Origin of the sequence: Acinetobacter stercoris, assembly GCF_900323515.1 — a bacterium.
In the GTDB taxonomy this organism is placed as follows: Bacteria; Pseudomonadota; Gammaproteobacteria; order Pseudomonadales; family Moraxellaceae; genus Acinetobacter; species Acinetobacter stercoris.
Genome location: NZ_OOGT01000018.1, coordinates 1 through 13,933 on the forward strand (window position 1 = coordinate 1; position 13,933 = coordinate 13,933).

Genomic DNA, 13,933 nt, shown 5'->3' on the forward strand with positions numbered 1-13,933 from the left:
ATGATATATTTCATTATTATCCAAAATTCCGTACTGAAATAACGTAAAAGAATGTACACTTTGGATTAGGGCCTGCAGGCTAAAAATTACAATAATATTCAACTAAAATATTGGAGTTTAAACATAATGGATACCGTAGAAGAACATTCTGAAAATACCACTTTAGGTGATCAAATAAAAATTGTAGATGATCTGGAAAAGTATATATTTGAAAAAATATACTCTACTCCCCCCTTCAATTTCAACAAATCTATCAGGATGGCAACTGATTTCGAAACGCTTAAAATAATAATAAATAAATTACATGATGAAGGGTTGTTTCGAGAATTATATAAAGAACGAGAAAAAAGGTTATGTACAGATCCTGTCCAAGTACCTATTCCTTGTAAAAAAGGTGATAATAAAATTGAGAAACTAGACTTTGAATATTTGCCTAAACATTATCATGAAATCATTTCAGACATAAAAAGCTATCGTTCTGCCATCGAAACTAAAAATTATGAACAGGCTCAAGATTTATACAAAATATTGCTTAGAGAGGTTAAAAATCATTCTATTGGCTATATTCCAGAATTGTTACCTGAAAGTTTACAAGAATCAATCAAGCAAATTAAGAACAGCTATCTTTCGCAAGAACCTGATGAAATCAAAGAAAAAGCTTATATAGACTTTGTTGCAGAATTTATCAAGAAATACGAAGATGACCATATATTACTTTGGAATGAGTTAAATTTTTCAAGACAAGAACAAAATACACTAAAGGAGTTATCCTTTTTTTCATTTCGATTCATTGGTCCATTTAAAAATAAGTATGCTATACGAAAACATAATTCAAAAATCAACGCACTCACGCCAAAAAAAATAATACTTTTCGAACAACTTATGGAATATTTAAATAAAAGAGCAGAACTATATGTACGTTACACATTAAGACAAATATATACTCATAAAGAAAAAGTATATAAAAAACTGCATTACAAAATTGACAAGCTTTTACGGATTGAGCTGAAAAAATATCAGACAGAAATATTAAATAAACAGCAACAAGTGAAAGTTTTTGCAAAGATTAGAACCAAATTTACACCTGAAATATTAGAAGTATTGCGATACAAAATGGATTTCAGGAAATTTAACTTTGATGATTTACAAGAATATATACAGGAAGAAAAACAACGCAAGTTCAAATTTAATATGCTTCTGCAAAAGCACATTGTGCAAAATCTGACTAATTCGTCTTTAATCACTATATCTAGTGAACCTATCTATGATCCATTCTTATTTGCCCCTACGACATCAATTCACAACAATCATGAACTGAGTGAGCTCAAAACAAAAGCTATTAGGAATCAATCCAATAAGAAACAAAGCGCTTTCAAATTGAAGATACCTAAAACTTCTAAAGTAAAGAGAAGCTTTATCGGTGATACTGAGAGGATGCTCAAAAACAATCATGAAATCTATCAGTCTTTGAAAAACCTTTTAAATGATTAAGCTCATCAGTTCACACTGAGAAATATATAGGCTCCACGCACTTCCTGCATAAAGTGCATTTTCATTCAAGTACCTTCTAATCATTGGTTCGACAACATCCTGATTGGACCAACGCTATAGAAGGAAATCTAAATGTCCTCCATTCAAAATACAGTGCAAATGCTGCGCTTACCCGAGCTGATTAAACTCATCGGTTTATCTCGGTCGTCTATTTATGACCGACTGAACCGACAGTCTAAACGCTACGATCCTGAATTTCCAAGGCCAGTAAAATTGAACAATGCCTCACGGTGGTTACTCTCTGAGGTTGAAGCGTGGATTGAAAGTAAAATTTCATCCCGAGATCAAGCCGATTCAGTGAGCTAATCCTGTACTTGTAAATTCAAAACATAATGCAGCTGTGCAATGCATTCTGAAACTATAAGTATGGCTAGGCTATTATTTTAATTTTCAATGAATTACGGTCTTATATATTTACTATTATTACTATTACTCTATATCTATTAATCACATAATATTCTATGTATTTATAGATGATCAATAGTTTTAAAGTATTCAGATACATCAATACTCATATGACCCAGCAGGTCGTTGATGTTTAGGCGATACTAGTAAAGAAGATACGACTATAACCCATTCTAAGTTATCTGAACCAACCTGCATTCCATTATGGGTACTGCTCTAAACAGTACCCATTGGATACCTATACTCAGAATACAGATCACAGTTGCGCTTTTAATCTTAAATTGAGTGTAATGAATATGCGCATTATAAATGTAAATGCTGGCCGATACATGGGGACGCATGACCAATGGCTCCAGCAATTTGAAACTGAACTGCAAACTACTCCAGTCAACAATATTGATAAAACTACCTTTGTCGTACATTCACTGGATAACATCATAGCACCCGCTCTTGGCAAAGCTAAACTCGTCAACCAGCTTAAAAAATATAACTTTGCTGAAGTCACAGCTGAACTCAAAAAACTGTCGATGGATCAACATGGCTTTGTCGTCAAATTCCCTGCTCACATGAGTAACTTAGCTTCTGATCTTGAAGAACTTATAAACTCTTCTACACATTCAGACATTATCAGCGGTCTTGGTATTCAGGCATTTGATGATGTACAGAGCCAAATGTCAGAAGATGAGTTAGAGCTACTGCGTATTGGTACGCCTCCACCTTCCAGTCTGAAGGATAATTTGCTCCCATACATTAACGCAATGAATAGGTTTACTGGCTTAATTCGTGCTTTTTTTCGTCGCCCCAACATTAGGCGTAAAGTTTATGATGAGCGGAATAATCTGAAAAAAAATAAGTCTCGAATGATCGAAATGTTCAACTCTTTAATTGAACGGTATTCGCGTGTGGTCGTTGTAAGGCTTGATTTGTATCTCAAACATAAGCCTGAAACGTTAATGCAAACTTGTTTCAAAGCTGAAGATTGTTTATCTAAAAATGATTTTGATGCATTTAAAAAGCGCGTCGAACGACTACTAGAAAACAAGCGGCATAATCCTGTGTTGAAACAAGCCATCGGATATATTTTTCGTTTTGAATATACGCCAAGACGTGGATTCCATCTGCATACATTCTGGTTTTTCAATGGAAATAAGAATCAGGAAGACATTAGCCTGGCTGAAGGCATTGAGCAGCTGTGGAAAAAAGTGACCAATGATCAAGGTTATGCCTACATCTGTAATAAGCGCAAGCATACTTATGAAAATTGCTATTTGGGTACGATTGAATACAACCAATCACTGAAAAGAAAGTGGCTTGAAGATGGTTTCGATTATCTCTGTAAAACCAGTCAGTTATTCATTTTCAGCAATATGAAAAATGGACGTCGTTTCCAGATTAGTCAACCTTTAAAACCACAGACACGTGGTCGTCCGAGAAAAAACCACCTAGAACTCAATGCCTTTGCAGGAGATGAAGTATGATTAAATTACAGCCTGATGAATCATATGCATCTCTACTCAGTACTCACCATATTACTCAAGCGTATATTCAGCCTTTTATTGGCTATACACCCAATAATCGCCCTTCTGTTGGTTTGGATGATTACTTGAAGTTATATTGTATGATTGCTGAAAATAAAACTTTTAAGATTATCTCTAAACAACCAACCTATGAATGTCTGGTGCCTCATGTTTATCTAACACCCAAAGGTGTTAATTTACTCAAGATTATTCAGGATATTCCGATGAATCCTTTTCTGACAGGTAAATTTTCAGATGTGATCATCAGGCCAGAGATCAAGCTGATGGTTGATTTACTGCACAAGCATACACTCATTAACTTTCCACTTGGAATGTACCAACAGTTTGAAGCAGTTGTAGATGGATTCTGTCAAGATCTGAAAGTGAGATCTAAAACAAGAGATTTTGTGAGCTTGACGAATCACTGGGATTCTTCATTTGGCAATTCTAGGAAGGCTTATAATCGTTTTGAAGATGCTGTCTTGTATAGCAATCCAATGTTTCAGGTCCATTCATTGCTTGTTTCAGCTGAATTTATGAGTGTTGATGATTTTTCAATGAACCCTAGAACATTTGCTCCAGTCACTGTTGATGATATCTTGCAGAAGACCTCAAGTAAAATTATCGAAGCAGTCTGGGAGAACAATGCTAAAAATATGACTGTCGGTATCGTATCTAAGCAAGAAACGAATATTCAAGGCTTTAAGAGTATTAGGCTCATATTTTTTGTAGCACGCGAAGATACCGACTTCTCCCCGTTTGCGGAATCTCAACTATATACAGATGTTGAACCTTTTGTATTCCGAGAAGGTAAAACCAGTGTCGTGTGGAGTGATATTGCCTGCATGAACTCAGGGGTAGAACCTTTAGTTTATGATATAGAATCCAATTTTTACGACTCGAATCAGAACTATATTGGTATGCGTCTTACCACTTTAAAATACAGTTTGATTGGTCCTGAATACTGGGTTCGGTTTAAATACACCAATACAACGTTGAAAGTCGAAAAAAGTTCGTATTAATTAATCGAATTCTGATTAAGTACATCATTGTAACCCCGAAAGTTTCGGCTTTCAGGGTTTTAAGTTATGCGTATTTTCAAATGAATTGCAATAAAATTGCGTACTTCAGTAGGTTTATATGTCACATACATCAATAATGAGCAAAAGAATAACTGAATAAAATTTCTGTAAACTTTATAATTAGTTATAAATCTTCAAGTATTAAAAAATCATTTTTTCATTTTAGGCCACTATGGATATACGACCAAGTTTACTCAGCTACATCTTTGCAGACGCTACCAAGTGACGAATAAATTATACTTTCTCTGAGCTAGTACTTTAGCTGAATACAAAAACTATAAACTTAATCCTGAACAAGTGCTGAAAACACATATCTAGAAAGGTTGGATATGTTCTTCATTGACACTCAATACTCTTGATCAAAATTTTCAGCTCAAAGGCTGAAGAGTTTCAAATCGAACTTAATAATGATAGATAATTCCTGAGAAATAAAAAATTCTGTGGTACATGCTGGATCGTCTGCCGCGATTTGGCGATATTGCGATGGATGCAACAGGCTCTGGTAAAACCTTAACTGAAGACACTGCTGAAAAATATTGCGAGCATATGGTACATCAAATCAAACTGAGAAGTGCATGGTATGGGCTTTGGACACCAAAACTAGTCACTGTCTTTGAAAACGACATGATTGATTTACCAATGGATGCTGATTTGAAAAATGACTGTTCTGCGATTGAATAAGTAGACGGTATTTACATGGTATCCAAGGAGCGTGCAAAGGATATTAAAGCCACTGAGTTATACCGTCATGGTGATGGTGCTGTTGCGATGATTTTGGGGTGGTTCGCCAGCCTTCATCTATCAAGCCCAATTGAATTTATTGCACTTCCATCTGCGAGTGAGTTGGAAGTGAATCATGATGATTATGATGGATGGTTTAGTGAGCTGGGTGTATTTAGCTTATTGCTTTACATCCAATCCATAGTCAACATCTATAGCCCCATTAACGAAATTATTAGTAAATACAATAATCTTCTCATTATATTGAAAGCCGTTGTTGTCACAATATGATATGTCAAACTCTAATTCTAATGGCTTTCCTTGGAAAGTATTTAATTCTTGCTCAACATCTTCTGAATAAGAAAAAAACATTGAGGTAACGATATCTGATTCTAATTTATGGAATCTTCTTTCAAATCCGTTACTAACTATATGAACATCTTTGGCAATTTTCCCGAAATTCACAATATAAATATAAAAGACCGTCCCTTCGAAATATTCACCGTCATAATCATTAATTTTATAAGTATAACTCGCATTATTGAACACAATTTTAGGTTTGGCTTCGATACGTTTTATATTCATTCCCTGTTCATGAATGTTGTTTTGCTTACTTTGTTCTTTCACAAGATTTGCTAATTCTTCTGATTGTAATCTCAATGCTTCATTATTTTGTTTTAGTTCTTTTCCCTGTTGTAGGTAACCATAAACGAGCCATAAAAATGCCAATGGAGAGAAGATACCAGCCAGAAAATCTCCTTTTTCATTTAACTTAAGTGCTTTAACTTCATCAAAATTGATGAATAAATTGCAGGTTAGCCATAAATATAGAATAGTTACTAAGGATATAAAAATAAGCCCTAAGTTATCTTTAATTTTCTGCACTGTAATATTTTTCCTTTATAAGGCATTAAATTCACTTACTTTTATCATCAAATCGCTCTTTATATTCTTTATTTTTAATGTAGCTATGAAGTTGGCTTTTTGCTTCTAAGAGTGATGAAAAAGACTTTTTACCTGTATGAACATTTTTACCTAATTTGTAAACATCAACTTTAAAAACTCCTGTTCCAACTTTGATTATTCTAAAAGTAAGACGTTTATTGGCTTGAAATAACGACTCCCCATTTTCGCAATCACACCATTTATCTAAATATCTTAGAAATGCTTTTTCTTTCTTTCTAAATTCAGTCGCTTCTTGTGTACCTGTTAAATTGTCACAACAAACTGTTCCTAATACCATTGGCTCAGACCAATCATTATGAAAAACATGGAACTCAAATCTTAAAGTACTACCGCAAAGCTCACATGTCCCAATAGTTGAACCTAGGTCATTTGAATGGGATAAATTCCAATTATAATCTGGTCTAACATGACCATGCTCTCTAGCGTGACAACCACGGCACAAAACTTCACAGTCTGAGAGATTATACTCCCAAGGCTTTCTACCAGCGATGTAAAATTTATGATGAACTTGCAGCACGACATCATCATCACTTCGGTGACATCGTTGACAAAAATATCCAAGCTCTTCAAAAGCTTTCTCTCTAAAATCTAGCCAAGCGGTGTTTTTATAATCTTTGGTTCCCATTGAAGATTTTCCGTACTTTTAAAGCCATGAATCAAATAGAAATATGTTGGTATAACTAAACTGGATGTATTTAATAATAGAGCGGTTAGAAATACATAATCTTTAACATGCCATCAACGTATGATTTTTCTGCAAAGACAATGAAATGAGGGTTCTTATCACGCATTTCATATAAATAATCTGGTAAGTTGAAGGTTTCTAGTTGAGAGGAATTTACTAAAGATATTTTTTGTTCGAAGGAAATCACAAATTCAGCTTTTGATTCTGACCAAAGTGTAAATTTACCGTTTCCCATGCCGTCACTCCAAAGTAGATGAAGATATTTATCTTCAAATGGAGTTCCCATTAGTTGTCTTTCGACTTCTAAAATAATGTCTATTTTCTCAGTATGTGTGAGATTTCTAGCCCTAAAAGTCAATAAAATATACAAGTCTTGATCATTGGATAAGGCGTATAAATTAGATTTCATAAAATGACCTAAACAAAATTATTGGAAAGCATTCCGCCTGATCTAGTTGCTTCAATTAAGAATAATAAAACGAGGCGACGAACCTTGTTCGAACAAAATTCGCCCCCTTGGTAATATCACTACCGCAGGCAGAGCCTCGTTACCCAGATCAGAGTAATTGCAGGCTATCAAAAATGAAATGCTTTTGCAGTAGATGAAATCGTGAAAACTAAGCCAATAGTTCCTTGGATGGGTGGTAAACGTCGACTAGTGTCGCTGCTGGTTAAAAAAATGCCTGAACATGAATGTTATGTAGAAGTCTTTGCAGGCGTAGCGGCGCTATTTTTTATTCGTGATCAGCAATCGAAAGTTGAAGTCATTAATGATTTAAATGGTGAACTGGTCAATTTATATCGAGTAGTTCAACATCATCTAGAAGAGTTTGTACGACAATTTAAATAGGCACTGGTGAGTCGCCAGATGTTTGAATGGCTCAAGAATCCCAATACAGATTTGATGAATGATATTCAGCGTGCAGCTCGGTTTTATAATCTGCAGCATACAGCATAATGGCAGGAACATCCTGTTGTCGGTTTGACTCCAGTCCGTATGCATCGGTTATTGACCGATGCTGAGCAAGGCAATCTGCAGGCGCAGGCAGATTTATTTTGTGACATGGAAGAACGTGACGGTCATATCTTCTCAGAAATGAGTTCACGAAGAGTTTAAAGCGTCGTTGAGTTATGATGAACTCATTAAACTGACTATTGAATACATGTGGATGACAATAGAGCTACGATTAGAATTGAACATCAATACAGTTGATATAAGCTTTATAAATCCAACGAGCTTTCTGCTCGTTGGATTTATTTTCAATACATTATGCTGTCTCAGCCGGCGCCTAACACCAACTCCCCCATCATTCTGTTGTGCTTCAATTTCATAGGTTTTAATAAATGGCATAAGCGAGTTATTGACTGGCAAATATATGGACAGCTCATTAAAGAAGTTCAACAGCAATTGCAGTCGCTTCACCACCACCAATGCACAAAGCTGCGATGCCTTTTTTCTTGCCGATGCGTTTCAACGAGTAGATCAGTGTCACAATAATGCGTGAGCCGGATGACCCCAATGGGTGTCCAAGCGCGCAGGCACCACCGCAAATATTAACTTTTTCCACATCCAGTCCAAATGCATCAATCGCTGCCATGGTCACCATGGCAAAGGCTTCATTGATTTCCCAAAGATCAACTTCAGTTGCCTTCCAGCCAGTTTTTTGCAAAACTTTTTCAATCGCGCCTACAGGAGCAATCGTGAATTCAGAGGGATGCTGTGAATGGCTGGCATAGGCTTTGATTTCTGCCAGTACCGGCAGCCCATTGGCTTGCGCATAGTCTGCTGAAGTGACTGCAAGCGCAGAGGCGCCGTCCGAAATCGAGCTAGCATTGGCTGCTGTAATGGTGCCATCTTTTGCAAAAGCCGGACGCAGCATTGGAATTTTTTCAATTTTTGCAGTAAATGGGTTTTCGTCCTGCGTAACGACAGTTTCACCTATACGCGAGACAACTGTCACTGGCGCAATCTCCTCAGTCAAGTCGCCATTTTGAATGGCTGCTTGCGCTCGGGTCAGTGAGCGGATTGCAAAATCGTCCTGCTGTTCGCGAGTGTAATTTTCATTGTTGGCCATATTCTGCGCCAGCACACCCATGGAGAAGCCTGTTTCAGCATCTTCAAGGCCTTCCTGCAACACATGGTCGGTGACCCCATGCGAAAGCCAGCACGTGCTTTATCCATTAAATAGGGCGCATTGCTCATGGATTCCATGCCGCCGGCAATGATCAGATTGCCGCTTTCTGCTTTAACCGCATCGGCTGCCTGCAGCTGATGCTTCAGCAGATCAAATTGCTCTTGGTGCTTTTCTATATGATTGCGTGCTTGGATCAGTTGCTCAAACTGTTGGTTGGCTTGATCATCTAACGATAAATCTGTCGTACTAAGTGGAACATGCTCTGGATACAGCAATTGCAAAGCTTTAGCTGCCGACTCACTAGCATCTGCATCTGGCGGTGTATCCTTTTCCACGCACTCCCAGAAGTAACGCTCTGCATTCACGATATGCTGAATCACCGATTCTGAACGGATCACTTTAAATATGCGGGTTTCATGTCCGCAAATCAGCACGCAGATATGGGCTGCCTTCTTTCCAGTCACCGCCAATTGATGCTGGACCTGACACAGCACATATAGAGGCACACCATCCCGCCAAAGCTTAGCGCCATATTCCCCTGCAGTTTTACATTCTAAAATCTGTACATCTGCGTCACCCAACACAGAATAATCTAAATTGGCTAACATAAAGGACTTGTCTGGATCAGGATGCTGCAGCACAGCATTGACGCGGCGGACTTTATAATTGGTATGCATGCTGTAGTACTCAGCGACCAAAGGCTCTAAACGCTTGCCCCAATACAGCGGTGCATGGCCTTCACTTTCATCTTCAATCGATTGCTTGATCCGTCCAGTCTTGATCATCCACAGTTACAGCATCGACATATAAGGGTTGAGCTCACAAGCTGCAGCACAGTCACTGCTGCCGATACCTTGCCTGCGCACTTCCAGCCATTCGGCCTGACTGAGTTTCTTAGTCTCCACAAAACGTTTCGCATTAAAAAGTTTAGAGGCGCTGAATACTTTAGGCTGTGCAGATGCTGCAGGTAGATTTGATAAATGATGCATTGTTAATTCCTCTAATTTAAATTTGGAGCATAAAAAAAGCTGTGTCCGAAGACACAGCTTTTAAATAAAGTCGTTAAGTCATTTTACAGGTTAAGCGTTTAAATATGGTGTTACGGCAATGGATTAGCTTAGGCTAATCAATAGATGCATTTAAATTAGGCCAACATGCGCAAGGCCTGTTCTAGCCCACGCTGCTTCAGCCCAGCACCTGCACCAAACCAAGCTGAATCGAGTCGATGATCCTGACTCATGGCTCTTCTTTCATGGTCACAGAACTCCGTAATAGAACACAGTAAGCCATAAGCCGTATCTTTAGCTGAACTCAGTTCTGCTCCACGTCCCTGCCCATTAAACATGGTCATGACTTTTGACATGGCACGTCCATTGGGTTCAGTCTTGTTATCAGCTTTAGCAGCTGAATTGGCTTGTGTAGCAACATTGCGGTAGAACTGAATAATACCTTCATCCTGCTCATTCGGACTCAAGCTACTATTGTTAAACACGGCATCAAAATAAGCTGCTGCCTCACTTTGAGTCACTTTACGCTGACTGAGTTGTTTCATTTCATACATGTGTTCATCCCATGCACGTACTGAAATTCCCAGTTGCTGTTTAATCTTTTGGGCATCAAAGCGGGTGCTGTGCGGGACTTTGACTACACCAGCACTACTGTTCTGCCCTTTTAATGCAATCGCCAAGGTGTTGTTACAAACCACACGGATTGAAGTGAACTGTGCAGTTGTCGCTAGTGTTCCATCACAGCCCGTAGCCAATAAGATATAACCATTACTGACATCTTTGCTTTTGAGCGCCGCAGTCTGTCCCGTTTTAGCCAAAGCCCAGAATTTCTTTCCGCCTTTCAGTACACCCGCCGTTTCCAGCTCAAAACCTGATTGTTCAGTGAGGTCACGGTAAAACTCTAATACCTCTGCAGGCTGGACTTCCTGATAGCGCTGACTGACCACAGATAAAGGTGCATGGGTATCTGAACGGTATAAGACCCGCTGTTCTTCATAAGGCATGATGATGCTTTGCCCGCGTTCATTTTGAGCCATGTAGCTGACATTAGATGATTCGATACGCCAATCCATGCCTGCCTGTTTCGCCCAGACTTCAATCGGCTGATTTTGCGCGAGCTGATTGCCAAGACCATGCCAAGGGGTTTCACCGACATAAGCCATTTTTTCAATTTGATGTGCCATAGTGTAAATTCCTGTACCTATAATTGATTGAATTAAAATATTTAAAAATAATCAGCTGTAAAATCTGCTTCTGTTAAGACTGGGCCCAAGCAAAATGCTGATGGCAGTCCTGACAGATATACTGCTTGGCATTGCTGTAATATTTTTCATAGCAGTACTGACTGACGATGACCAATACACCGCCCACAACAACACCGATAGCTGCGCCTGTAAAAGGTGGAAATCCTGCTTTTTTGGCAAGCTGCATGCCGAAAAGCGCCATCTGGGTCGGTGAAATACAGCGTTGCAGTTGTTCGAAATAGTTGGCGTTTGCATGACTTGAATCCGTCTGTTTGACATGAGTGGACTGACAATAGGGGCATTGAATTAAGGACATTGAATATTCCTTGTGAAATGAATTGAGTACCAAGAGCTGAATTGAGGGCATAAAAAAACCGTGCCCATTGAGGACACGGTTTGATTGAAATTTTAGTTCGTCGTTTAGAGTTAAAGGCCGCTATTGAAAGCTATAGCTCGCTGTTCCCTGTTCAGTTTCAACATCGACACGCACGACATTATCATAACCGCAGCCAGTTAATTTCAGCCTTAAACGTAGCCCCATTTTAAAATGCTGCGGATATTCCAACGATCTGCGATAGCCTTCATAACTGCATTCACCGTTATTAATTAAAACATTTGTAACGTTAATCGGATCTGGGCTGTTAGAACGAATGGTGATGACATTTGCCGCTTGGTTTTGCGCATACCAGTTGCTGGTATCTACTACATTCATTTCAACAGTAAACGTATTGGGATCAAGGCTAGAACTGCACCCTGACAACATCATGCCTGCAGCAGCCGCTACTGCCAGCAGGATCGATTTAAAACATTTATTCATAAGTAATATCCTCCGCAGTAGTTGTAGCTCACGCCGTAATCACCTGTCTCTAAATCAATACTCACCAGATGGATTTCACAGTTTGTGCCATTATCAAATTTATAGACGTAGTAACGGTTGCCCGCCTGTTCCGACTCTAATGCACCGTGTTCCTGCAAGCTAAAACCGCTCACGGGTTTACCGGTATCTTTCGCAACTTTGGCAAAGACTAGCTGCTGGTACTTATCTACATTTTTCTGTTCAAATTCAGGCAGGTCTGCATAAGGAAGCATGGACAGCAATGTATCTGCCGCTTTCAGGCTTTGATCCAGCTCAAAGTTCAGCAGCTTAGGTTCATGCTGTGCAGAGCTTGGTTGCTTGATTCCAACAGTCAATTCCTCTACATCAATTCCATCAACTTCCGCAGCAGGAATGCCTTCTGAAGCAGCTGCTTCTGAAACTGGCATGTCCCTCTTATCAACTGAAGCCGTTTGCACAGGCTTCTGAACGCTGGACTTGGCACTGAAAAAATAGAATCCGGACACAATCAAAATGGTCAAAGCCAGAATAGCGGCTAAGGCCAATATAGTTTTTTGGTTCATCTCAAATCTCCCGCCTTTTAGTTCGGTACAGAGACTTGACCATTCTGAGCATTAAAGTGAACGAAGCGCGGACAGCCACCCTGAAAGTTCACCGTGAAATTACGCCAGCCACGGTTGCCCGGATTGGTTTTATACATGCACTGATAGACGCCTCCACCCAAATTGCGGGCCTGAACAAAATAGGCTTCACTGGCTTGCGCAAACCAGCCTGCCTGCGTCAATGATGCGCCTGCAAGCAATGATGAAATCAGGGCAGTTTTTAGGAAAGTTTTTAACATAGTCATTTTCTCTTTTTACAGGCATCACTGGTCTTCAGCAGATCCAGTGTCCCCCATGTACTATTTGTTGGAATGAATATCTAAGTTTTTGAATTTTTTATAGACGATAAAGCGTACAGATCTACTTAGCTCAAAACAGCATTAGAGATTCATCTTCATATCGGTAATATGTATTTGAAAAAGTTTTATTCTTAAAAAGTCATAGACACAGCTATTCACAGCACGCGGTCTAATCACCCAACTGCACAAATACTGAAAAAGAGAAATATAAAAGACGGTATTGATGTAAGCGCATGGCGTACTCCTTTGTTTTAAAAGAATCCTGCCAAATCACTGTCAATTGATGGTGGCAGAACGAAGGAGGGTTGACAGACTGGTAACAAAGAAACCAGCACGCGCAAGCGCGTCCCCCCTCCGCCCTACCGCAAAGAAAGGGGGACGAACGGGTCCACAACATGCAAAATGAGATTTCACATATTGTCTTTGTTAATGGGTCTGTCAAAACCCGCTGACGATGTAGGTCAGCAGGCTAAGGATAATCTGCACGTTATATAGCGTCAAGCAAGCTAAGCGGATGAATAGTGAAAATATTTAGAATTATGAAATGTTTGAATAAGAATATAGTTAGATTTAGATACAGTTTTTTAAACTACATTCCTTAATCTTCTACATACGGCTAAAAGAAGCCAATCCAATCCAAAATTTGATGAGGGGTAGGTTGTGGGGTAAAACTATAGATAAAAAATAAGCCCTTGTAAAAACAAGGGCTTATTTAGATGTTTGGCGGAAGCGGTGAGATTCGAACTCACGGAGGGCGTGAACCCTCGTCGGTTTTCAAGACCGGTGCATTAAACCACTCTGCCACGCTTCCATGTGCGCAAGAATACTAAGCTTTTAAGCTTTAGACAAGCAAAAAATACGTCCAAGGCATTCAAATGCATATTG

General features: G+C 38.9%; 12 protein-coding genes, 1 tRNA gene and 5 pseudogenes. 7 read left to right on the forward strand and 11 right to left on the reverse strand.

Annotated elements, in window-relative coordinates; all coding sequences use genetic code 11:
* Positions 1–126 precede the first annotated feature (126 nt).
* The 6 genes and pseudogenes from KPC_RS03270 to KPC_RS03295 all read left to right on the forward strand — a co-directional run.
* Positions 127–1,491, forward strand: a complete 1,365-nt coding sequence (locus KPC_RS03270; RefSeq protein WP_121972992.1) for a hypothetical protein — start codon at positions 127–129, stop codon at positions 1,489–1,491.
* A gap of 132 nt (positions 1,492–1,623) precedes the next feature.
* Positions 1,624–1,857, forward strand: a complete 234-nt coding sequence (locus tag KPC_RS03275; RefSeq protein ID WP_121972993.1) for a helix-turn-helix transcriptional regulator — start codon at positions 1,624–1,626, stop codon at positions 1,855–1,857.
* A 428-nt stretch (positions 1,858–2,285) separates the two neighbouring features.
* A complete protein-coding gene (locus KPC_RS03280; RefSeq protein WP_228212143.1) occupies positions 2,286–3,434 on the forward strand; it encodes a YagK/YfjJ domain-containing protein in 1,149 nt (382 codons plus the stop codon).
* Positions 3,431–4,495, forward strand: a complete 1,065-nt coding sequence (locus tag KPC_RS03285; protein ID WP_121972995.1) for a hypothetical protein — start codon at positions 3,431–3,433, stop codon at positions 4,493–4,495. The genes KPC_RS03280 and KPC_RS03285 overlap by 4 nt, the downstream gene beginning before the upstream one ends.
* A gap of 289 nt (positions 4,496–4,784) precedes the next feature.
* Positions 4,785–4,970 (forward strand): annotated as a pseudogene (locus KPC_RS20720) (hypothetical protein); the annotation flags it as partial.
* A 17-nt stretch (positions 4,971–4,987) separates the two neighbouring features.
* Positions 4,988–5,446: pseudogene (locus KPC_RS03295) on the forward strand (hypothetical protein); the annotation flags it as partial.
* Between the two features lie 9 nt (positions 5,447–5,455).
* Here the strand turns inward: KPC_RS03295 and KPC_RS03300 are convergent.
* The 3 genes from KPC_RS03300 to KPC_RS03310 form a co-directional block, all read right to left on the reverse strand.
* Positions 5,456–6,160 carry a hypothetical protein gene (locus KPC_RS03300; protein ID WP_121972996.1) on the reverse strand — a complete coding sequence of 235 codons (705 nt, stop codon included), beginning with the start codon at positions 6,158–6,160 and terminating at the stop codon, positions 5,456–5,458.
* Between the two features lie 31 nt (positions 6,161–6,191).
* Positions 6,192–6,866, reverse strand: coding sequence for an HNH endonuclease (locus KPC_RS03305; RefSeq protein ID WP_121972997.1), 675 nt, complete (start codon positions 6,864–6,866; stop codon positions 6,192–6,194).
* 85 nt (positions 6,867–6,951) lie between these two features.
* Positions 6,952–7,335 (reverse strand): hypothetical protein, encoded by a 384-nt coding sequence (locus tag KPC_RS03310; protein ID WP_121972998.1) that lies wholly within the window; start codon positions 7,333–7,335, stop codon positions 6,952–6,954.
* 201 nt (positions 7,336–7,536) lie between these two features.
* Here KPC_RS03310 and KPC_RS03315 point away from each other — a divergent pair.
* A pseudogene (locus tag KPC_RS03315) lies at positions 7,537–7,881 on the forward strand (DNA adenine methylase); the annotation flags it as partial.
* Positions 7,882–8,314: 433 nt separating this feature from the next.
* Here KPC_RS03315 and KPC_RS03325 read toward each other — a convergent pair.
* The 8 genes and pseudogenes from KPC_RS03325 to KPC_RS03365 all read right to left on the reverse strand — a co-directional run.
* Positions 8,315–9,207 (reverse strand): annotated as a pseudogene (locus tag KPC_RS03325) (thiolase family protein); the annotation flags it as partial.
* Positions 9,187–10,050: pseudogene (locus tag KPC_RS03330) on the reverse strand (YqaJ viral recombinase family nuclease); the annotation flags it as partial. The pseudogenes KPC_RS03330 and KPC_RS03325, both read right to left, overlap by 21 nt.
* 155 nt (positions 10,051–10,205) lie before the next feature.
* A complete protein-coding gene (locus KPC_RS03335) occupies positions 10,206–11,252 on the reverse strand; it encodes a DUF932 domain-containing protein (protein ID WP_121972999.1) in 1,047 nt (348 codons plus the stop codon).
* 73 nt (positions 11,253–11,325) lie between these two features.
* Positions 11,326–11,628, reverse strand: coding sequence for a hypothetical protein (locus KPC_RS03340; RefSeq protein ID WP_121973000.1), 303 nt, complete (start codon positions 11,626–11,628; stop codon positions 11,326–11,328).
* 120 nt (positions 11,629–11,748) lie between these two features.
* Entirely contained in the window at positions 11,749–12,129 is a 381-nt protein-coding gene (locus tag KPC_RS03345; protein WP_121973001.1) for a YajG family lipoprotein, read from the reverse strand.
* Positions 12,126–12,710, reverse strand: a complete 585-nt coding sequence (locus tag KPC_RS03350) for a hypothetical protein (protein ID WP_121973002.1) — start codon at positions 12,708–12,710, stop codon at positions 12,126–12,128. The genes KPC_RS03345 and KPC_RS03350 overlap by 4 nt, the downstream gene beginning before the upstream one ends.
* Positions 12,711–12,727: 17 nt before the next feature.
* Entirely contained in the window at positions 12,728–12,988 is a 261-nt protein-coding gene (locus tag KPC_RS03355) for a hypothetical protein (RefSeq protein ID WP_121973003.1), read from the reverse strand.
* Positions 12,989–13,769: 781 nt separating this feature from the next.
* Positions 13,770–13,859 (reverse strand) — tRNA-Ser (locus KPC_RS03365).
* Positions 13,860–13,933: the final 74 nt, after the last annotated feature.